General features: G+C 72.6%; 18 protein-coding genes and 1 pseudogene. 9 read left to right on the top strand and 10 right to left on the bottom strand.

Going from position 1 to position 19822, the window contains the following annotated elements; translation table 11 throughout:
• Positions 1 to 3: 3 nt before the first annotated feature.
• Positions 4 to 861: a MaoC/PaaZ C-terminal domain-containing protein gene (locus ACWD01_RS26000; protein ID WP_451165212.1), complete on the bottom strand. Its 858-nt coding sequence runs from the start codon at positions 859 to 861 to the stop codon at positions 4 to 6.
• A gap of 317 nt (positions 862 to 1178) precedes the next feature.
• On the opposite strand from ACWD01_RS26000, the gene ACWD01_RS26005 reads away from it, so the two are divergent.
• On the top strand, positions 1179 to 1820 hold the full coding sequence (locus ACWD01_RS26005; RefSeq protein WP_451165213.1) for a response regulator: 642 nt from the start codon (positions 1179 to 1181) through the stop codon (positions 1818 to 1820).
• Between the two features lie 74 nt (positions 1821 to 1894).
• Here the strand turns inward: ACWD01_RS26005 and ACWD01_RS26010 are convergent, their stop codons facing one another.
• From ACWD01_RS26010 to ACWD01_RS26020, 3 genes and pseudogenes are all read right to left on the bottom strand, one after another.
• The gene (locus ACWD01_RS26010; RefSeq protein WP_451165214.1) at positions 1895 to 3331 is read right to left on the bottom strand and encodes an MFS transporter; all 1437 of its coding nucleotides are present in this window, start codon (positions 3329 to 3331) and stop codon (positions 1895 to 1897) included.
• Between the two features lie 70 nt (positions 3332 to 3401).
• Positions 3402 to 4382, bottom strand: a pseudogene (locus ACWD01_RS26015) (thiolase C-terminal domain-containing protein); the annotation flags it as partial.
• A gap of 23 nt (positions 4383 to 4405) precedes the next feature.
• A complete protein-coding gene (locus ACWD01_RS26020; protein WP_451165215.1) occupies positions 4406 to 5686 on the bottom strand; it encodes an RNA-guided endonuclease InsQ/TnpB family protein in 1281 nt (426 codons plus the stop codon).
• 23 nt (positions 5687 to 5709) lie between these two features.
• Here ACWD01_RS26020 and tnpA point away from each other — a divergent pair, with 23 nt between their 5' ends.
• The 6 genes from tnpA to ACWD01_RS26050 all read left to right on the top strand — a co-directional run bounded on the left by tnpA (position 5710) and on the right by ACWD01_RS26050 (position 10490).
• Positions 5710 to 6138, top strand: coding sequence for an IS200/IS605 family transposase (gene tnpA, locus ACWD01_RS26025; RefSeq protein ID WP_451165216.1), 429 nt, complete (start codon positions 5710 to 5712; stop codon positions 6136 to 6138).
• A 263-nt stretch (positions 6139 to 6401) separates the two neighbouring features.
• The gene (locus ACWD01_RS26030; RefSeq protein ID WP_451165217.1) at positions 6402 to 7055 is read left to right on the top strand and encodes a class I SAM-dependent methyltransferase; all 654 of its coding nucleotides are present in this window, start codon (positions 6402 to 6404) and stop codon (positions 7053 to 7055) included.
• A 33-nt stretch (positions 7056 to 7088) separates the two neighbouring features.
• A complete protein-coding gene (locus ACWD01_RS26035) occupies positions 7089 to 8042 on the top strand; it encodes an N-acetylmuramoyl-L-alanine amidase (RefSeq protein ID WP_451165218.1) in 954 nt (317 codons plus the stop codon).
• Positions 8043 to 8191: 149 nt separating this feature from the next.
• The gene (locus tag ACWD01_RS26040) at positions 8192 to 9034 is read left to right on the top strand and encodes a hypothetical protein (protein ID WP_451165219.1); all 843 of its coding nucleotides are present in this window, start codon (positions 8192 to 8194) and stop codon (positions 9032 to 9034) included.
• A gap of 102 nt (positions 9035 to 9136) precedes the next feature.
• A complete protein-coding gene (locus ACWD01_RS26045; protein WP_451165220.1) occupies positions 9137 to 10147 on the top strand; it encodes an LLM class F420-dependent oxidoreductase in 1011 nt (336 codons plus the stop codon).
• A 52-nt stretch (positions 10148 to 10199) separates the two neighbouring features.
• On the top strand, positions 10200 to 10490 hold the full coding sequence (locus tag ACWD01_RS26050; protein WP_356891367.1) for a hypothetical protein: 291 nt from the start codon (positions 10200 to 10202) through the stop codon (positions 10488 to 10490).
• Between the two features lie 384 nt (positions 10491 to 10874).
• On the opposite strand, the gene ACWD01_RS26055 is transcribed toward ACWD01_RS26050, so the two are convergent.
• The 3 genes from ACWD01_RS26055 to ACWD01_RS26065 are packed head-to-tail and all read right to left on the bottom strand — an operon-like array spanning position 10875 to position 14059.
• Positions 10875 to 11954, bottom strand: coding sequence for a prenyltransferase (locus tag ACWD01_RS26055; protein ID WP_451165221.1), 1080 nt, complete (start codon positions 11952 to 11954; stop codon positions 10875 to 10877).
• Positions 11951 to 12694 (bottom strand): class I SAM-dependent methyltransferase, encoded by a 744-nt coding sequence (locus ACWD01_RS26060; RefSeq protein WP_451165222.1) that lies wholly within the window; start codon positions 12692 to 12694, stop codon positions 11951 to 11953. Before ACWD01_RS26060 ends, ACWD01_RS26055 begins: the two co-directional genes overlap by 4 nt.
• Before the next feature lie 39 nt (positions 12695 to 12733).
• Positions 12734 to 14059: a glycosyltransferase family 4 protein gene (locus tag ACWD01_RS26065; RefSeq protein ID WP_451165223.1), complete on the bottom strand. Its 1326-nt coding sequence runs from the start codon at positions 14057 to 14059 to the stop codon at positions 12734 to 12736.
• A 178-nt stretch (positions 14060 to 14237) separates the two neighbouring features.
• Between ACWD01_RS26065 and ACWD01_RS26070 the strand changes: the two genes are divergently transcribed.
• Positions 14238 to 14900, top strand: a complete 663-nt coding sequence (locus ACWD01_RS26070; protein ID WP_451165224.1) for a TetR family transcriptional regulator — start codon at positions 14238 to 14240, stop codon at positions 14898 to 14900.
• Between the two features lie 51 nt (positions 14901 to 14951).
• Here the strand turns inward: ACWD01_RS26070 and ACWD01_RS26075 are convergent, their stop codons facing one another.
• The 3 genes from ACWD01_RS26075 to ACWD01_RS26085 all read right to left on the bottom strand — a co-directional run bounded on the left by ACWD01_RS26075 (position 14952) and on the right by ACWD01_RS26085 (position 18652).
• Positions 14952 to 16865, bottom strand: coding sequence for a hypothetical protein (locus ACWD01_RS26075; RefSeq protein ID WP_451165225.1), 1914 nt, complete (start codon positions 16863 to 16865; stop codon positions 14952 to 14954).
• 93 nt (positions 16866 to 16958) lie between these two features.
• Positions 16959 to 17192, bottom strand: coding sequence for a ferredoxin (locus tag ACWD01_RS26080; RefSeq protein ID WP_451165226.1), 234 nt, complete (start codon positions 17190 to 17192; stop codon positions 16959 to 16961).
• The gene (locus ACWD01_RS26085) at positions 17192 to 18652 is read right to left on the bottom strand and encodes an aldehyde dehydrogenase (protein WP_451165227.1); all 1461 of its coding nucleotides are present in this window, start codon (positions 18650 to 18652) and stop codon (positions 17192 to 17194) included. The genes ACWD01_RS26080 and ACWD01_RS26085 overlap by 1 nt, the downstream gene beginning before the upstream one ends.
• An 80-nt stretch (positions 18653 to 18732) precedes the next feature.
• Here ACWD01_RS26085 and ACWD01_RS26090 point away from each other — a divergent pair, with 80 nt between their 5' ends.
• Positions 18733 to 19797, top strand: a complete 1065-nt coding sequence (locus tag ACWD01_RS26090; RefSeq protein ID WP_451165228.1) for an MBL fold metallo-hydrolase — start codon at positions 18733 to 18735, stop codon at positions 19795 to 19797.
• The last annotated feature ends 25 nt before the right edge of the window (positions 19798 to 19822 follow it).

The raw sequence follows: 19822 nt of genomic DNA on the forward strand, positions 1-19822 counted from the left end.
CGGTCACAGGGTCTCAACGAGGGTGTCGGCGAGTACGGGCGCGTCGCCGCGTTCGACGGCAGTCACGGTCACCTGGACGCGGCCGTCCCCGTCCGCCCACATCCGGATGCGGAGCGTCTCGCCGGGGACGACGACGCCGGCGAAGCGTGCGGTGTACGAGCGGACGCGGGTGACGTCCCCGCCGAGGAGCGTGTCGACGACCGCCTTGAGCGTCATGCCGTACGTGCACAGGCCGTGCAGGATCGGCCGGTCGAAGCCGGCGCGCTTCGCGAAGTCCGGGTCGGCGTGGAGCGGGTTCCAGTCGCCGGAGAGCCGGTAGAGGAGGGCCGCGTCCTCGCGCACGCCGCGCTCGACGGTCCTGTCGGGCTCCCGGTCCGGGGTCTCCAGGCGCTCGGAGGGTCCGCGTTCGCCGCCGAAGCCGCCTTCGCCGCGTACGAAGAGCTGGGACTCGCCGGTCCACAGCGGCCCGTCACCATCGGCCGCCTCGGTGCGCAGGACGAGGACCGCGGCCTTGCCCTTGTCGTACACGGCGGCGACGCGTGAGGTGGAGGTGGCCGTGCCCTTCACGGGGAGGGGGCGGTGGAGTTCGACGCGCTGGCCGCCGTGGAGCACGGAGGCCAGGTCGATGTCGAGGCCGGGTGCGGACAGGCCGCCGACGACGCCCGTGCCGGCCCCGGCGACGGTGGCGAAGCTCGGCAGCACGTGCAGCCGGGACTCGAGCGTGTAGCACAGTTCGCCGGGGTCGGTGGCGGGCCGGCCGGCGCCGAGGCCGAGGTGGTAGAGCTGGACGTCCTTGTGGTCCCAGCTGACGGTGGTGGAGCGGGGTCCGGCGGCGACGGCCTTCGCGGCATCGATGGGCATGGGGCTGCGGCTCCTCGAGGAGGGGAAGACCTCGGCGCGACCGTCCGCACCGTCGGCCGCACCGAGGTCGTACGGGACCGGCCGGGCGAGCCCGTTCTAGAACGCGTTCTAGGCCGATGGCGTTCATGTATAGCGCGGCGCCCGGAAGTTGTGAAGACGACTGACGGTATGTCAGACACGCCGGTGCCCTGCGGGCCCGGCCCGGCCGGATTCTCCAGCGTGTGCGCGCGGCGGGCGGCACGCTCACGTCGGGCCCCGGCCCGGGCGGCGGGTTCCGCCTGAGCGCCGAACTGCCGGTCCGGTCGTAACCTGAGGCCATGGACGAGATGCCCCGCGAGCACAGACCCACCAGGTCGGTACGGGTACTGCTCGCCGAGGACCAGGGCATGATGCGCGGCGCGCTCGCGCTGCTGCTGGGGATGGAGCCGGACCTCGACGTCGTCGCGCAGGTGGGGCGCGGCGACGCCATCGTGGACGCGGCGCTCACCCACCGGCCCGACGTGGCCCTGCTGGACATCGAGCTGCCGGGCCGCAGCGGTCTGGACGCCGCCGCCGACCTGGCGCGGGAGGTCCCGGACTGCCGGGTACTGATCCTCACCACCTTCGGCCGGCCGGGCTATCTGCGGCGGGCCATGGAGGCGGGGGCGGCCGGCTTCCTCGTCAAGGACGGGCCGGTGGAGGAACTGGCGCAGGCGATCCGGCGGGTGCTGACCGGCGAGACGGTCGTCGACCCGGCGCTCGCGGCGGCCGCGCTCGGCGCCGGCCCCAGCCCGCTCACCGCGCGGGAACGGGACGTGCTGAACGCGTCGGTGGACGGGGCGACGGTCGCCGACATCGCGGTGGCGCTACATCTGTCGGAGTCGACCGTACGGAACTATCTGTCGTCCGCGATCGGCAAGACGGGCACCCGCAACCGCATGGAGGCGATGCGGGCGGCCCGCCGGCAGGGCTGGCTGTAACCACTGCTGCGGGAGGCGGCCCTGCGCCCGGTCCGCCGGGAGCGGGCCTGCGCCCGGCCTGCGGGAAGGCGCCCCTACGGCCGGTCCGCCGCCGGCCGCGGCAGCCACAGCAGCATGATCACCGCGGCGGCCAGCAGCACCCCCGTGCCCGTACGGAACGCCAGCGCGTAACCGGCCGTCAGCGACTCGGCGTCGGTGGCGCCCCCGGAGCGGGAGGCCGCGACCGTGGTGAGGATCGCCAGGCCCAGCGCGCCGCCCATCGTCCGGGAGGTGTTGATCAGGCCGGAGACCAGACCCCCGTCCTCGGGCGCGGCGCCGGAGGTCGCGAGGGAGGCGAGCGGGGTGGCGACGAGGCCGATGCCGGCCATCATCAGCACGCCGGGGCCGGCAATCGACGTCAGATACGCGCCGTGGGCGTCCATCGTCGACTGCCAGCCGAAGCCGGTCGCGGCGATCAGCGCGCCGAGGGCGGCGACGTTACGGGCCCCCGCCCTCGCCATCAGCGGCGGCGCGATCTTGGAGCCGATGATGATGCTGACCGAGCTGGGGATGAGGGCGAGCCCCGCCTCGATGGGTGTGTAGCCGAGGACGTTCTGGGCGTAGACCGTCATGAAGAACCACATGGCGAACGAGGCCGAACCGGTCACCAGCATGGCCACGTTGGCGGCCGAGACCGCCCGCGAGCGGAATATCTTCAGCGGCATGAGCGGGGCCTTCGCCCGGGACTCCACCGCCAGGAACGCGCCGAGCAGCGCGAGTCCGCCGAGCAGCGGCAGCAGGGTCGCGCTCTCGCCCCAGCCCGACTGCTCCGTCTGCACGATGCCGTACGCGACGGCGGCCAGTCCGCCGGTCACGAGGACCGCGCCGGGCAGGTCGAGCCTGCGGCTCCCGCCGGTCCGGCTCTCGGTCAGCCACAGGGCGGCGACCGCCAGCACCAGCACCCCGACGGGCGCGTTGATCAGCAGCACCCAGCGCCAGGACAGCAGGTCGGTCAGCACCCCGCCGACGAGCCCGCCGGCCGCGCCGCCCGCCGCGCCGACGGCCGCCCAGGTGGCGATGGCCCGGGTGCGGGCGGGGCCGGGTGGCACGGCCGCGGTGATGATGGTCAGCGTGGCGGGCGCCAGCACGGCGGCCCCCAGCCCCTGCACCCCGCGGGCCGCCAGCAACTGCCAGCCCTCCTGCGCCAGTCCGCCCGCGACGGACGCGGCGGTGAACAGGCTCAGCCCGACCAGGAACATCCGCTTGCGGCCGAACATGTCGGCCGCCCGGCCGCCGAGGAGCATGAAGCCGGCGAACGCGATCGAGTACGCGTTCAGCACCCACTGCAGCCCGGCCGGCGACAGCGCCAGATCCGCGCGCATCGACGGCAGCGCCACATTGACGACGGACACGTCGAGCACGACGAGGAACTGTCCGGCGCACGCGGCAGCGATCACCGCCCAGGTGCGCGCGGACGGCGTGACGGACGCGGGACGGACGGGCTCTTGTGTCTTCGGTGCGGGACGGACCATGGGTGTCATGGTCGCAGCCGGCGGGCGGTCCGTACATGAGGATTTCGACCCAGCCGATGAGACCTGCGTCCTAGGACCGCCGCAGCAGCGTGACCACCGCCGCACCGCCCAGCCCGATGTTGTGCGCCAGCCCGGTGCGGGCGCCGTCGACCTGCCGCGGTCCGGCCTCCCCGCGCAGCTGCCGCACCAGCTCGGCGGTCTGCGCGAGCCCGGTGGCGCCCAGCGGATGGCCCTTGGAGATCAGACCGCCCGACGGGTTGACCACCCACCGCCCGCCGTACGTCGTGGCGCCGCTCTCGACGAGCTTGCCGGACTCGCCTTCCGGGCACATGCCCAGCGCCTCGTACGTCAGCAGTTCGTTGACGGAGAAGCAGTCGTGCAGCTCGACCACGTCCACGTCCTCGATGCCGAGCCCCGATTTCTCGTACACGGCCAGCGCGGCGGCGCGGGACATCGGCCGGCCGACGGCGTCGATGCACGAGCCGGCGGCGAAGGACTCCTCGGTGTCGGTGGTCATCGCCTGGGCGGCGATCTCGACCGCCCTGCCGTGCAGCCCGTGCCCGACGACGAAGCGTTCGGACACGACGAGGGCGGCGGCCGCGCCGTCGGAGGTCGGCGAGCACTGGAGCCTGGTCAGCGGCGGGTGGACCGGCGGGGCGGCGAGGATCTCGTCGGCGGAGTACACGTCCTGGAACTGGGCGTCGGGGTTGTCCGCCGAGTGCCGGTGGTTCTTGGCGGCGACGGCGGCGAGCTGCGCCGCCGTCGTCCCGTACCGCTCCATGTGCTCGCGGGCCGCGTTGCCGAAGATCTGCGCGGTGGGCGGGGACTGGGCGAAGCCGTGCCGCGCGGCCATGACGCCGTAGTGGCGGGCGACGGGCGAGGCCGCGAAGTCGCCCTGCCCCGCCCCGGCGCCGAGCGCGCCGCGGGTCATCTTCTCGAAGCCGAGCGCCAGTACGCAGTCGCCGGCGCCGCCCTCGACGAACTGCCGGGCCAGCATCAGCGCGGTCGCGCCGGTGGCGCAGTTGTTGCTGACGTTTTGAAGTGCTCTCCCGGCTGAAGCCGGGAGATTCCTGCTTACCTTGCGGCAGCGGGCTTGACGCGCTTCGCGCGCCTGACGACTGCCCTCCCGGCAGCCGGGATGAGCGCGAGGCCCACCCGGTACAGGTGCAAGACGTTCCGGGCCGCGTTGTGGTCGGCGTTGCCCGACCATCCGCAGTCCGGGTTCTTGCACACGAACACGGCCTGGGACTCCCGGCTGCCGGCCGTGGTGAAGCCGCACGCCGAGCAGCGCCGGGAAGTGCCCGGGGCGGGGACCTTGTGCAGGGTGCCGCCGAACCGGGTGGCCTTGTACGTCAGCATGGTGACGGTGCGGCCCCATGCCTCCCCGCTGATGGAGCGGTTCAGCCCGGACTTCTGGGCGACGTTCTTCCCCGGCTCCTCAACCGTTCCCCTGGCCGACTTGACCATGTTCGTGATGGTGAGTGCTTCGACCACGATGGTGCCGTAGGTGCGGGCGATGGCGGTGGTCGTCTGGTGCTGCCAATCCAGGGCCCGGCGCTTGGCTTTCGCGCGTAGTCCTGCGATCTGGTCGTAGGTGCGGTGCAGCCGGCGGCTGGTGCGCTCGCCGGGCCTGCGGTGCTGCTTACGCCGCGCGGCGCGCTGCTCCAGGTGCAGGAGTCTGGCCTTCTCCTTGCCGGTCAGCCATTCGCCGTGCTCGTAGGTTTCGCCGTCCGACAGGGCTATGGGCACGGTGATGCCCACGTCGATGCCGACGTCCGGCCCCTGGTGGGGACCGGGCTTGACCTCCAGGGTCTGAACACGGAAGGCGATGTGCCAGCCGAGCGCGTCCTTGATCAGTCGTGCCCCGGTGATCCGGTTCTCCGCGTTGGCGCGCTTGCCGACCGAAAGGTCTTTGGTCCACCGGAAGCGGACCCGGCCCACCTTGGGAATGTTGGCCATGCCCCAGCGTCGGTGCACGCGGGTGATGTTCAGGTCACGGCCCTGGGGGATGTCCACGGACATCACCGTGCGGAACCGGCCCTTGAAGTTCGGGGCGTCGGCGCGCCCGTCCCAGCAGTTCCTCCATGCCTGGAAGTACGTCTTGAGTACCGCTTGCGCGGCCTGGGCGGGCAGGACGGCCAGGAAGTCGATGTCCTGGCGGGCTTGACGGATCGCGGCGTCCGCGTTCGCGAGTGTCCGCTTCTCCTTCGGCATCATCTGCCACCACGCGTGCAGCAGGTTCCACATCGCGCGGGCGGCGTGCGCCTGGTCGTCCGTCCTCAACACCTCGGCAGGCGCCAGCGCAAGCCGGGCACGGTGCCCGAACTGCCGCTTGACCAGGGTGTCGTGACTCACAATCGAGAGCCTACCATTGGTTTATGTCACCCCGCTGGAACCCTAATCCCGATGTCAGAACCGGTCGCCATGTTGTCTACAACCTGCACGTTCACTTGGTTTTTGTCACGAAGTACCGGCGGAAGGCGTTCACCGACGCCATGCTGACCCGCACCGAAGAGATCATGCGGGAGGTCTGCGCCGACTTCGAGGCCGAGCTGAAACAGTTCAACGGCGAACAGGACCACGTCCACCTGCTCGTGCACTACCCGCCCAAGGTCCAACTCTCCAAGCTGGTCAACTCCCTCAAGGGCGTCAGCTCCCGCAGGCTCCGCCAGGAGTACGACAGCCACGTCAGCCGGTACCTGTGGGGTGGACACTTCTGGTCCGGCTCCTACTTCGCAGGATCATGCGGCGGGGCACCCCTGACCGTCGTCAAGCAGTACATCGAAAACCAGCAGCGCCCCGTCTGACCGTCACCCCGGAGGCGCAGCGCACTCCGGCGCTTCGCGCCTCCGGACCAAGGATGGCCTTCACCCCCGCCCTGAAGGGCAGAGCACTGGCCAAGATCAGAGTAGAACACGTTTCAATCTGACGGAAGGTCAGGAGACGGGGCCTCGCCAAGGAAGCGGGCGGCGGGCGGAGCGAGGGCGGTGGGGTGGTGCCCGCGGGGGCTACCGGCGCGTAGGGCACGATGGCCTCCCGTCTCTACGGCCCCGTCCTACCGGAGGAACCGATGCCCGCCGCCACCCCCGAGCCGAAGACCCTCGCCGCCTTCGAGGCCGCCAAGGGCTTCATGCCCGTGAAGGAGGGCCTCGCCCTGTACGCCGCCGCCGTCGAGGCGGGTGCGCTCGGGCTGCCGCTGCTCGAGGTGGGGACGTACTGCGGGCGCTCGACGATCCTGCTGGCGGACGCGGCCCGCGCGGCCGGGACGGTCGCCGTGACCGTCGACCACCACCGGGGCAGCGAGGAGCAGCAGCCCGGCTGGGACTACCACGACCCGGAGACCGTGGACCCCGAGACCGGGCTCATGGACACGCTCCCCACCTTCCGCCGCACCCTGCACGGGGCCGGCCTGGAGGACCACGTCGTCGCGATCGTGGGCCGGTCACCGCAGGTGGCGAAGGTGTGGGGCGGGCCGGCCGGGCTGGTCTTCATCGACGGCGGCCACACCGACGAGCACGCGACCAACGACTACGAGGGCTGGGCCCCGCATGTCGCGGAGGGCGGCCTGCTGGTGATCCACGACGTCTTCCCCGACCCGGTCGACGAGTGGACCGGCCAGGCCCCGTACCGCATCTATCTGCGGGCCCTGGCGTCCGGCGCGTTCACCGAGGTCTCGGCCACTGACTCGCTGCGCGTCCTGCGGCGCAAGGGGCCCGGCGTCTGAGCACCGGGCCGGCCGACCGCTAGCATCGCGACCGTGTCGTACGACGAGAACCACGGTGAGACGCAAGCCCACCAGCCCCGGCCGCGCCGTTCCCGGCGCGGTCCCGTCATCGCCGTGATGGCCGCGGCGCTGGCCGTGGGCGGCCTGGGCGGCTGGCTGGTCTGGCAGGCGGACGGTTCCGGTGGCGGCACCCCTGCGGGATCCGCCACGACGGCGGACAAGCCGGCGGACTCCCAGCCCGCCTCCTCCCCGCCCGCTCCCTCGAAGTCCCCGCCGCCATCGCCGTCCCCGACGTCGCCGCCGAAGGGGACCGGCCCGCTCGCGGGCAAGGTCGTCGTCGTGGACCCGGGGCACAATCCCGGCAATTTCTCGCACACCCGCGAGATCAACCGACAGGTGGACATCGGAACCAATCGCAAGGAATGCGACACGACGGGCACGGCGACCAACGCCGGATACCGGGAAGCCGATTTCACCCTCGATGTTTCACGGCGTCTTCGCACACTCCTCGAAAAGCAGGGTGCACGGGTCGAATTCACCCAGGACGCCGATCGTCCGTTCGGTCCGTGCATCGACGAACGGGCACGATTCGGCAACGAAGCAAAGGCCGACGCGGTCGTCTCGGTCCACGCGGACGGCTCCGCGGCCGGCAACCGCGGGTTCCATGTGATCCTCCCCGATCGGGTAAAAGCGGGCGCGGCCGACACCTCGCGGATCGTGGGTCCGTCGCGCGAACTCGGCGAGCGGATCGCGGGCAGGTTCCTGCGCGCCACCGGAAGCTCCCCCTCCAACTACGTGGGCGGCGGCACCGGCCTCGACGTACGCGACGATCTGGGTGGACTCAACCTTTCGACCGTGCCCAAAGTCTTCATCGAATGCGGCAATATGCGGGATCCTGAGGATGTCGCTCTGCTCACCAGCCCGAGCTGGCGGCAGAAGGCAGCCCAGGGAATGGCGGACGGGATCAGCAGCTACCTGACGCGGTGAGTGCAATACCCGGCGGACGTCCGGAACCGGCAGACGATAGATTCACCTCTACGATGGGGAGTCACCCCCGAGCTCCGCGTCAGCGCACACCGCCGACAGGCGGCGGCGAAGACCGCCCCGATGATGAGACGACGACGAAGGATTCTTACGTGAACATCCGCTCCCTCACTCGAGGCGACGGCGTGGTGATCGGAGCAGCGGTGGTGCTGTTCATCGCCTCGTTCCTCAGCTTCTTCAGCATCGATTGCCCCAGCACCATCGAATGCCCCACATCGAACGCCTGGGACAACCTGGGCGCGGTGATGTCGATCTACATCGCCGGCATCGTCGGGGCCGGCCTGGTGGTGCTCAGCCGCTCCATGCCGGGCCGCAAGGTCATCGGCATGGAGGTCGGCCAGTTCGGCGTCGCCCTCACCATCTTCTCGCTGTGGACGATGTTCTGGACGATCATCGAGGTGAACAGCGCGGGCGCGGGCGCCATCCTCGGCCTGCTCGGCACCATCGCCCTCGCGGGCGGTGCCGTCGCCACGCCGCTGGTCCCGGCGCTCAAGGCCCCGCTGGTCGGCGCCCCGAGCCCCGCCCCGATCGCCGGTCAGCAGCCGTACGGCATGCAGCCCCAGCCGCAGGGCGGCTACGGCTACCCGGGCGCGCAGCAACAGCCGTACGGGGCCCAGCCCCAGCAGGGTCAGCCCCAGCCGTACGGTGCCCAGCAGGGCGTCCCGCAGCCGCACGACGCCGGCCAGCCGGCCGCCGCCGCGGCTCCGGCCGACGCCTCGCAGGGCGGTGCGCCGTCGGACTTCACCCCGTTCTGGTTCGCCGTGCCGGTGGCCCGCCCGCTGTACGGCGAGGACGGTTCGCCGACGCCGATCGCCGAACTGGCGCCCGGCACCTGGTACCTCGCGGTCGAGCAGCGCGGTCCGGGCCTGGTGGCCCAGACGCAGGACGGACGTCGTGGCGTCCTCCAGGACACCACGGGCATCCAGCGCGGCTGACCCCGCCCGCACACCGCACGGCCCCTCGCCCTTCCGGGCGGGGGGCCGTTGCCGTACCCTGACGCCCCGTCAGTCGGTGGGGTCGGACCACGGGAGGCAGACGTGCGACTCGGACTCGCCCTCGGCTACTGGGGCCGCGGCCCCGACCCCGGCCACCTCGAACTGGCCCGCGAGGCCGAGCGGCTCGGCTACGACTCGGTGTGGACGGCGGAGGCGTGGGGGTCGGACGCCTTCACCCCGCTCGCCTGGATCGCCGCGCACACGTCCCGCATCCGGCTGGGCACGGCGGTGGCGCAGATGGCCGCGCGTACGCCGACGGCCACCGCGATGCACGCGCTCACCCTGGACCATCTCTCCGGCGGCCGGATGATGCTGGGCCTCGGCCTGTCCGGGCCGCAGGTGGTGGAGGGCTGGTACGGCCGCCCGTTCCCGAAGAGCCCGCTCACCGCGACGCGGGAGTACGTCGACGTCGTCCGCCAGGTCCTTGCCCGCAGAGGGCCGGTGGAGCTGGCGGGGCGCTTCCACTCCCACCCGTACACGGGCGGCGACGGCACCGGCACCGGCAAGCCGCTCAGGCCCATCACGCACCCGCTCCGGGCCGACCTCCCGCTCCTCCTCGGCGCGGAGGGACCGAAGAACATCGCGCAGACGACCCGTATCGCCGACGGCTGGCTCCCGCTGTACTGGTCCCCGCTGCGGACGGACGTGTACGAGTCGTCCCTCTCGGACCTCCCGAAGGGCTTCATGGTCGCGCCGATGGCCCGGGCGCGGGTCTGCGACGACATCGCGGAGGGGCTGCTGCCGGTGAAGGCGATGCTCGGCTTCTACATCGGCGGCATGGGCCACGCGGCCCGCAACTTCCACGCCGGGCTGATGGCCCGGATGGGCTTCGAGGAAGCGGCCCGGCGGATCCAGGAACTCTTCCTGGCGGGCCGCAGGGAGGAGGCCGTACGCGCCGTGCCGGACGACTTCGCGGACGAGATCTCGCTCGTCGGGCCGCGCGAACGCATCGCGGAACGCCTCGACTTGTGGCGTGCCGGCCCGGTGACGGACCTGCTGGTCACGGCGCCGGACGCGCGGACGCTGCGGGTGCTGGCGGAGCTGAACGCGTAGCGCGGCGGGCCCCGGAGAGTTTCACGCATGCACAAGCGGTAACACGCCGTACATGACAACACGCGCAAGCACCACCACCACCGCGGCGAGGATCATCGCCGTCGTCGCGGACGTCATCGCCTTCGTCATCGGGCTGTGGATCCTGATGTACCTGCTGGACGCCAACCGCGCGAACGACCTCGTGGAGTTCGTCCGCGCCACGGCCCGCTGGCTGGCTGGCTGGTCGCACGACCTGTTCACGTTCGACGAGGAGTGGGCGCGGGTCGTGTCGGGCTACGGCCTGGCGGCGGTCGTCTACCTCTTCCTGGGGCACGCGGGGGCGAGGGCACTGCGGCGCCGCTGACGCGCTGTGGGGGCGGGTCGCGCCCGCTTCCCGGACCGGGCTCTGCCCGACCCCGCCCACCGCGGCGGGTGCCGCCTGCGGCGGGCGTGTTCCCCTACCCGCCCCTTCCCTCAACCGGGCTCCGCCCGGACCCGCGCCTCAATCTCCCCCTACGGCCTGGCGGCCGTGGGGGGACCCCCAGGCGGGGCTGGACTTGCCGGTCTCGTCGGGGCTCCGCCCCGAACCCCGCGCCTCAAACGCCGGCGAGGCTGATTTCGCGGAGCGAAATCCAGCCCGGCCGACGTTTGAGGCCACCGCGCGGAGCGCGGTACCGGGGCCCGGGGCCTGCCCCGGTTCGGGAAGGGGCGGGTAGGGGAACACGCCCCGCACCGCAACCCGCCCGCGTCAGCGGGCCCCGCAGCAGTCCGGGGTCAACCCCCTCGGCAGCCGCTCCCCACCGAACACCGCCACCGTCGCCTCGTCGCCCCCCAGCGCCGCCACCGCCAGGAGCAGCGAGCCCGCGGTCCAGGTGGTCAGTTCCTCCGGCCAGATCGCGCGTTCGCCCTCGAAGACGTAGCCCGTCCAGTACAGGCCGCCCTCGGCGCGCAGGTGCTGGACGGACTGGAGGATCTCCAGGGCGCGGTCGGACTCGCCCATCGCCCAGAGCGCCAGCGCCAGTTCGCAGCTCTCGCCGCCGGTGACCCACGGGTTCGGCAGGACGCAGCGCACCCCGAGGCCGGGCACCACGAAGTCGTCCCAGCGTGACTCGATGCGTTCCTTGGCCGCCACGCCGGTCACCGCGCCGCCGAGGACCGGGTAGTACCAGTCCATGGAGTAGCGGTCCTTGTCGAGGAAGCGCTCCGGGTGGTGGCGGACGGCGTGGGCCAGCGCGCCCGTGGCGAGTTCCCAGTCCGGCTGGGGCTCCTCGCGTTCCTCCGCGACCGCGAGCGCGCAGCGCAGCGCGTGGTGGACGGAGGAACTGCCGGTCAGCAGCGCGTCGTCGACCGGCGTGCCGTCCTGTTCGCGCTTCCAGCCGATCTGTCCGCCGGGCTGCTGCAGCGCGAGGACGAACTCGATCGCCGCGTACACAACGGGCCACATCCGGTCGAGGAAGGCCTCGTCGCCGGTGGCGAGGTAGTGGTGCCAGACGCCGACGGCGACGTAGGCGCAGAAGTTGGTCTCGCGGCCGTGGTCGGTCACGGCGTCCGCGTCGCCGTCGTGGTAGGCGGCGTACCAGGAGCCGTCGCCGTTCTGGTGCCGGGCGAGCCACTCGTAGGCGCGGGCCGCGGCGCCGTGTTCGCCGGCGGCGTCGAGGGCCATGGCGGCTTCCGTGTGGTCCCACGGGTCGAGGTGGTGGCCCCGGAACCAGGGGATCGCGCCGTCGGCGCGCTGCGCGGCGAGAATGCCGGCGACGGTCTCCGCGGCCTGCTCCGCGCTCAGGACCCCGGGCAGGACAAGGTGGTCTGTACGTCCCGGCAAGGTCACTTGGCGGCGTCCACGGCGTCGGAGGGAAGGTGCGGCTTGGTCGCGTAGGCCACGAAGCTCTTGCCGATCAGCGGGTTCAGCGCCTGCTCCGCGACCCGGGTGGCCAGCGGTTTCTTCATGATGTCCCAGACCAGGAGCTTGTGGTACGCCTTCACCGGCAGCGCCTTGTCGTTGTCGACTCCGAAGGCGCACTTGAGCCACCAGTACGGCGAGTGCAGCGCGTGCGCGTGGTGGGTGCCGTAGGGGCGCAGGCCCGCCTGCTTCATCTTTCCGAGCAGTTCGTCGGCCCGGTAGATGCGGATGTGGCCGCCCTCGACCTCGTGGTACGCGTCGCTGAGCGCCCAGCAGACCTTCTCGGGGCCGTAGCGCGGGACGGTGACGGCGATGCGGCCGCCGGGCCGCAGCACGCGGACCATCTCGGCGAGCACGCCCTTGTCGTCGGGGATGTGCTCCATCACCTCGGAGATGATGACGACGTCGAACGACTCGTCGGGGAAGGGCAGGTTGAGGGCGTCGCCCTCCATCGCGGTGGCCGTCGCGCCGGCCGGGGCCTCACCGGCCTCCTTCATCGCGGCGAACCACTTGGCGACCTCGCGGATCTCCTCACCGTTCTGGTCCAGGGCCACGACCCGGGCACCGCGCCGGTAGCACTCGAACGCGTGCCGGCCGGCGCCGCAGCCCAGGTCGAGCACACGGTCGCCCGGGGCGAGCGGGAAGCGGGAGAAGTCGACGGTCAGCACGGGGGGTCTGCCTTCCTGCGGGGCGGGGCGAGGGGGATGTCAGGAGGTACGGACCGCGGCGGGGGACGCCGCGATCGCCTCTCGGTAGCGCTCGGCGGTGCCGATGGCGGCCTGCTTCCAGGTGAAGCGCGCCAGCACCCGGGCGCGGCCCGCGTCGCCGAGGCGCGCCCGCAGGTCCCTGTCGCCGAGGAGCCGGCGCAGCGCGGCGGCCAGCGCCTCCGCGTCGCCGGGCGGCACGGCCAGGCAGGTCTCGCCGTCGGCGCCCGCGACTTCGGGGATCGCGCCGCCGGTGGTGGCGACCAGCGGGGTGCCGGTGGCCATGGCCTCGGCGGCGGGCAGCGAGAAGCCCTCGTAGAGGGAGGGCACGCAGGCGATCTGGGCGCTGCGCACGAGGTCGACGAGTTCGGCGTCGGTGATGCCCTTGACGAACTCGACCGCGTCCTCGAGGCCGTAGCGCTCGATCAGCTGCGCCACCGGGCCGTCCTCGGCGCGCTTGCCGACGACGACGAGGTGGGCGTCCGGGTTCTCGGTGCGGAGCTTGGCGAGCGCCTCGACGAGGTGGACGAGGCCCTTGAGGGGCACGTCGGCGCTGGAGGTGGTGACGATCCGGCCGGGGACCTCGGCGACCGCGGGGTCGGGCGAGAACAGGTCGGTGTCGGCGCCGATGTGGACGACGTGGACCCGCTCGCGCCGTACGCCGAGGTGGTCGACGATCTCCTGCTGCGAGGAGCCGGAGACGGTGAGCACGGACGGCAGCCGGCGGGCGACGCGCTTCTGCATCCGGGTGAAGCCGTACCAGCGGCGTACGGAGACACGGCCCTTCCAGTCGGCGGCGGCCCGGAGGTCGAGCTGCCGGTCGACGGTGATGGGATGGTGGATCGTGGTGACGAGCGGTGCGCCGATGTCGCCGAGCAGGCCGTAGCCGAGGGTCTGGTTGTCGTGGACGACGTCGAACTCGCCGCGCCGGGCGCGCAGATGGCGGCGGGCGCGCAGCGAGAACGTCAGCGGCTCGGGAAAGCCGCCGGTGCGCATGGTGGCGACCTCCAGCGCGTCGACCCAGTCGCGGTACTCGTCGCGCTTCGGCGTGCGGAACGGGTCGGGGCTGCGGTACAGGTCGAGGCTGGGCAGCTCGGTGAGCGGGACGCCCTCGTCGAGGACCGGGTAGGGCTGGGCGCCGATCACCTCGACGTGGTGACCGAGGCGGGCGAGTTCGCGTGACAGATGCCGTACGTAGACGCCCTGGCCGCCGCAGAACGGGTTCCCTTTGTACGTCAGGAGCGCGATCCGCAGCGGAGCGTCGCCACCGCGGCCGGACGTGCCGGACGTGCCCGCTCGGGGGCCGGCCTCTATGGCCTCTGCGGTCACCCGTGGCCCCCTTCTCACTGCGTTTCGGCGGAGCGTAATCGGTCGCGCTAATCTAGAACAAGTTACAGACTTGATCGTTCGAGGAGCTTCGAATCTACCCGGCGGTAGCGCAACTGTGACCGGCGGATCAGGTGATTCCCGCCACGGCGGGCGTGCGCAGGAACGGACTACGGGACTGATGACAGCGGAAGGCGGGCCGGTGCTCCCCGCGACGCCGCCCCTCACGGAGCGGCAGGAGGCGCGCCGCCGGCGCATCCTCCACACGAGCGCGCGGCTCGCGAGCCGGGGCGGATTCGAAGCGGTGCAGATGCGTGAGGTCGCCGAGTCGTCGAGCGTGGCGCTCGGCACGCTCTACCGCTACTTCCCGTCCAAGATCCATCTGCTGGTGGCGACCATGCAGGACCAGCTCCAGCACCTGCACACGACGCTGCGCAAGCGCCCGCCGGGCGGCGACAGCGCCGCGGAGCGGGTCGCGGAGACGCTGATGCGCGCCTTCCGCGCGTTGCAGCGCGAGCCGCATCTCGCGGACGCGATGGTGCGGGCGCTGACCTTCGCGGACCGCAGCGTGAGCCCGGAGGTGGACACGGTCTCGCGGCAGACGACGGCGCTCATCCTGGACGCCATGGGCATCGAGCACCCGACGCCGGAGCAGCTGTCTGCGGTCCGGGTGATCGAGCACACCTGGCATTCTGCGCTGATCACCTGGCTGTCCGGGCGGGCGTCGATCGCCCAGGTGAAGATCGACATAGAGACGGTCTGCCGGCTGATCGACCTGACGGAGCCGGACACGCCGGCCCCGGTCGCGCCCGCGAAGGCCCGGGCACGGAGGGCCGCCCGGTGACGTGACCCCGGGTCACGGGGTCACGGAACACGGCGGGTCACGGGTCACGGGTCACAGCAGCAGGACGGCGGTCCCCCACAGCACGGCCACCGCCAGGGCCACCGGCCCCAGCGGCATACCCTGCTCGGCCGCCGTGGCGTCACGCGCCGGGCGCAGGGCCGGGTCCTGCCACAGGGCGCCCGCCTCCTCCGCGGCACGGACCGCGGCCGGGTGACGCCCCAGTCTGCGTTCGAGCCAGGCCCACCCCGTCGGGGACAGGCTGACGTCCTTGCCCTCCGAGACGGAGACCCGGATGCCGTCGTCGGTGTGCTGGACACCGGTGATCCGGTTCCAGGGGACGTGGCTGACGCGCCAGGCTCCGTTCAGCCACAGACCTCCGTGGTCGGCGGTCACCCGCCAGTTGAGGGCGGTGGAGACGGAGCCGATGAGCCACGGCATCCCGAGCACGAGGAGAACGAGCCAGTGCCATGCGAGCTCGTCGCCGAGTGCCGCCCAGATGCCGCCGCTGTGCACGAGCAGCAGGAACAGGCCGACGGCCCGCGACCCCCGGCCGGCGGACCAGGTGAGCGGGTCGACGGTGGGCTCCATCGAGGCGGTGGTCCGGCCGCCGTCCGGACCGACGGAACCGCCGGACACGCGGCGGAGGCGCCCGGGGACGTCGAACAGCTTCGCCGTCGCGGGCCGTACGGGCGTGACGCTGCACTCCACCGACACCTCCCCGTCCTCGTCCGCCGCGATCAGGACGGCTTCGGCGCCGGCGAAGGGAGCGCCGAACAGGACTGCCTCGCACAGCGGCGGCACGGGGTCGGTGCCGCCCAGGGCGGCGACGGCCTTGGCGGCCTCGGCCGCCCCCTCCTCCCTCGCCGCCTCCGCATCGAAGGCGAACCGCTTCTCGTCCTCCGCCCCGCCGTCGTCCTCCTCCTCGTCGTCGTGGTCGGCGGCGTACAGGGACTGGAAGTGCAGCACCGGGCGCTTCGCCGCGAGGTCGTCGGCCGCGTACACCCAGGTACGGCTGTCCGTGTGCCCCTCGCGGACGAGGACCTTGAGCGCCGGCAGCGGAGCGCGGCGCAGCCGGAGCGCGCGCAGGTGCCCCGTCGCGCCGTTGGCCAGGAAGGCGAGTCCGGGCACGGCGGTCACCAGCAGCAGCAGTTCCCAGCCGAACACGTCGTACGGCTCGGCGGCCAGGGTCGCCCATTCACCGTCGACGACGAGCTCCACGGTGCTGCCGACCGGGTGGTCCTCGGGGTAGGCGGTCTCCACGGTGTGCGAACCGGCGTCCGGTGACGCCACCTTGAGGACGGTGACGTCCTCGCCGTCGGTCACCCGCGTGACCTCGGCGGAGATGCGGGCGCCGTGCGCGGCGTGCTCCTCGTACGCGTCGACGACCTGCTGGACCCGCAGGAGGGCGAACATGCCCACCGCCAGCAGGAGCGCGGCGAGCGCGAAGCTGACGCGGCCGCGCCGGAAGTGGCCGGCTGCCGCGGGGAGGGTGTGTCTGGCGGGCCCGGCGGCCTGTTCGGCGAGCAACCGCTGCCGGCTCGCGGCGGCCAGCCGGTGGACGATGGTGACGACGGCGTAGGCGAGGGCGAGCACCATCGCGAGGTCGGCCGCCCCGTCGAACGCGGCAAGGAGTCCGGTGTCGAGCAGACCGCCCGCGACGGTCACGCCCAGGCTCACCAGGGCGAGCCGGGGCAGCCGCCAGATCCAGTACAGCGACAGCAGCCCCACACCGGCGAGTGCCGATCCCCACCAGTCGGTGCCGCACGGTTCGGCCGGGGTGCAGGCCGCCTCCGGGGCCGCCGCGACGGACCACACCATCGCGACGACGAGCGCGCACACCGGCCACAGGGGATGCGCCCAGCGCGCGGGGGCGGCGGCCGACCACGTGGCGGCGTCGGCCGACCGCCAGTCGGGCACGCCCGGAGGTGTCCGGTCGGCCGGCAGGGGGAGAGGGAGTTCGCTCACCCGCGCATTATCGCCGGGCCGGAATGCGGTGTGTACGGGGGTACGTACGCCGTGGCCGTGGCGTCCAACTCCTCTCGTTGTGCCGTGCTTTGACTACTCCTCCGGAGGGAAGACCGTCTCGCCGCTGTCCGACAGCGTCAGCGTGATCGCCTCGACGGGGCAGTTCTCCGCCGCCGCGAGGAGCTTCTCGCCCGCGTCGGCGGTCGTGGCCCGTGCGTGGGACTGGCGGGCGGAGTCCAGGTCGAAGGCTTCGGGGGCGTGGCCCACGCACATGCCGGAGCCGATGCACACGCTGCGGTCCACCTCGATGCGCCAGCGGTCGCCCATCAGTTCGCCCCGTATCCGGCGGGCAGGTGGATCATCTTGTGCTCGAAGTACTCGCCGTACCCCTCGGGCCCGAACTCCCGGCCCATGCCGCTGTTCTTGTAGCCGCCGAAGGGGCCGAGCATGTCGAGGCTGAAGGTGTTCACGTTGTACGTGCCGGTCCGCACCCGGCGGGCGAAGTCGATGCCGTGCTCGACGTCGGAGGTCCAGACACTGCCGCTCAGGCCGTACTCCGAGTCGTTCGCGATCGCGGCGGCCTCGTCCTCCCCGCCGTACGGCAGCAGGCAGACCACCGGGCCGAAGATCTCCTCGCGGGCGATGCGCATCGTGTTGTCGACGCCGCCGAAGAGGGTCGGCTCCACGTACCAGCCGCGTTCCCGGCCGGCCGGGCGGCCGCCGCCGCACAGGACCTTGGCGCCCTCCTCCTGGCCGATCCGGATGTAGTCGAGCGAGCGCCGCCGCTGGCGTTCGGCGACGAGGGGGCCAACCTGGGTGGCCGCGTCCATCGGGTCGCCGACGACGAGCGCGGAGGCCGCGGCGGCGAACGCCTCGGCGATCTCGTCGTAACGGGCGCGCGGCACGAGGACCCGGGTCTGGGCCACGCACGCCTGGCCGTTGTTCATCCAGGCGGCGGGGACGATCCCGGCGACGGCGGCGTCCAGGTCGGCGTCCGGGAGGATCACGGCGGCGGACTTGCCGCCCAGCTCCAGCGTCACGCGGGTGAGGTTGCGGGAGGCGACCTCCATGACCCGGCGGCCCGCCGCGACCGAGCCGGTGAAGGACACCTTGTCGACGCCCGGGTGCCCGACCAGGTACTCGCCGACCTCCCGGCCGGCGGGCAGGATCGACAGCACCCCCTCCGGCAGCCCGGCCTCGCGCGCCATCTCGCCGAGGAGATACGCGTCCAGCGGCGTCTCCGGCGACGGTTTGAGGACCACGGCGCAGCCCGCGAGCAGCGCCGGCGCGAGTTTGGCGGCGGCGGTGAACTGGGGCACATTCCACGGCACGACCGCCGCGACGACGCCCACCGGTTCGCGCCGCACCAGGATCGGGCCGAGGACGCCGGCACGGCGCTCCTCGTAGGTGAAGTCCCGGGCGACGGTGATGGCCGAGTCCCACACCATCATCGCGCCGAGCGCCTGCGCGAGAACGCTCCACGCATACGGGGAGCCGTTCTGCGCACTGATGGTCCGGGCGATCTCCTCGTGCCGTACGGCGATCGCGTCCTTGATCCGGCCGACGACCTCGATCCGCTCGGCGAGCGTCATCCGCGGCCAGGGTCCCTCGTCGAAGGCGCGGCGCGCGGCGGCCACCGCGCGGTCGACGTCCGCCGGGCAGGCGTGCGGGACGCGGCCGACGACCTGCTCGGTGTGCGGGGAGATCACCTCGATCACGTCCGTGCCGAGCGGCGCCGTCAACTCGCCGCCGATGAACAGTTCTCCGTGTTCCACGAGCTCGGTCATGACTGCTGCCTCCCGCCGGAGCGCGCTATCTGACACAGTTTCAGAACTGATACCAGTTCCAGTTACAGGGGGCAATGGTCATGGCGCCGACGACAGACGAGGCCCCGGTCCCGCTCGCGTACGACCACGGCGGCGGTGTCCACTCCCTGCGCGTCCCGATCCCGGACAACCCGCTCGGCCACACCCTGGTCCATCTGCTCGACACCGACCGCGGGCCGGTCCTCGTCGACACCGGCTGGGACGAACCCGCCGCCTGGGACGCGCTCTCGGCGGGCCTGGCCGCCTGCGGCACCTCGCCCGCCGCGATCCACGGCGTCGTCGTCACCCACCACCACCCGGACCACCACGGCCTGTCCGGCCGGGTCCGTGAGGCGTCCGGCGCGTGGATCGCGATGCACGCCGCCGACGCCGGCGTCGTCCGCCGCACCCGCGAGGCGGAGCCGGGCCTGTGGCTCGACTACCTCGCCGGCAAACTCGAACGCGCCGGAGCGCCCGAGGCACACATCGCGCCCCTGCGCGCCGCACGCGCCTCCGGCAGCACCGGCGGGCTCCCCGGAATGCGCCCCGCGCTCCCCGACCGGGAGATCGTCCCCGGCGAGCTGCTCGACCTGGCGGGCCGCAGACTGCGGGCCGTGTGGACGCCCGGCCACACCCCCGGCCATGTCTGCCTCCATCTGGAGGAGGCCCACCCGGCGGGCCGTCCCGGCAACGGCCGCCTCTTCTCCGGCGACCATCTGCTGCCCGGCATCACCCCGCACATCGGCCTCTACGAGGATCCCGACGACGCCACCGTCACCGACCCCCTCGGCGACTACCTCGACTCCCTGGAACGCGTCGGCCGCCTCGCCCCCGCCGAGGTCCTCCCCGCCCACCAGCACGCCTTCACCGGCGCCGCGGACCGGGTACGGGAACTGCTCGCCCACCACGAGCAGCGCCTCGCCGGCCTGCTGACGCTGCTGGCCGAGCCGCTCACGGCGTGGCAGGTGGCGGTGCGCATGGAGTGGAACCGGCCGTGGGACCAGATCCCGTACGGCTCCCGGAACATCGCCGTCTCCGAGGCGGAGTCCCATCTTCGGCGGCTGGTGAAGCTGGGCCGCGCGGAAGTCGCGCCGGGCGGGGACCCGGTCCGGTACGCGGCCGTGTGACCAGTGCCCCACGTTCACATGTGCG

It is taken from the genome of Streptomyces sp. NPDC002835 (assembly GCF_053591995.1).

What these genes read in the sequence shown, in the direction of transcription:
- ACWD01_RS26090 (WP_451165228.1), top strand. Translation starts at nt 18,733, where the DNA reads ATGGCGCCGACGACAGACGAGGCCCCGGTCCCGCTCGCGTACGACCAC.
- ACWD01_RS26030 (WP_451165217.1), top strand. Translation starts at nt 6,402, where the DNA reads ATGCCCGCCGCCACCCCCGAGCCGAAGACCCTCGCCGCCTTCGAGGCC.
- ACWD01_RS26005 (WP_451165213.1), top strand. Translation starts at nt 1,179, where the DNA reads ATGGACGAGATGCCCCGCGAGCACAGACCCACCAGGTCGGTACGGGTA.
- ACWD01_RS26000 (WP_451165212.1), bottom strand. Translation starts at nt 861, where the DNA reads ATGCCCATCGATGCCGCGAAGGCCGTCGCCGCCGGACCCCGCTCCACC.
- ACWD01_RS26080 (WP_451165226.1), bottom strand. Translation starts at nt 17,192, where the DNA reads ATGGGCGACCGCTGGCGCATCGAGGTGGACCGCAGCGTGTGCATCGGC.
- ACWD01_RS26010 (WP_451165214.1), bottom strand. Translation starts at nt 3,331, where the DNA reads ATGGTCCGTCCCGCACCGAAGACACAAGAGCCCGTCCGTCCCGCGTCC.
- ACWD01_RS26085 (WP_451165227.1), bottom strand. Translation starts at nt 18,652, where the DNA reads ATGACCGAGCTCGTGGAACACGGAGAACTGTTCATCGGCGGCGAGTTG.
- tnpA (WP_451165216.1), top strand. Translation starts at nt 5,710, where the DNA reads ATGTCACCCCGCTGGAACCCTAATCCCGATGTCAGAACCGGTCGCCAT.
- ACWD01_RS26050 (WP_356891367.1), top strand. Translation starts at nt 10,200, where the DNA reads ATGACAACACGCGCAAGCACCACCACCACCGCGGCGAGGATCATCGCC.
- ACWD01_RS26070 (WP_451165224.1), top strand. Translation starts at nt 14,238, where the DNA reads ATGACAGCGGAAGGCGGGCCGGTGCTCCCCGCGACGCCGCCCCTCACG.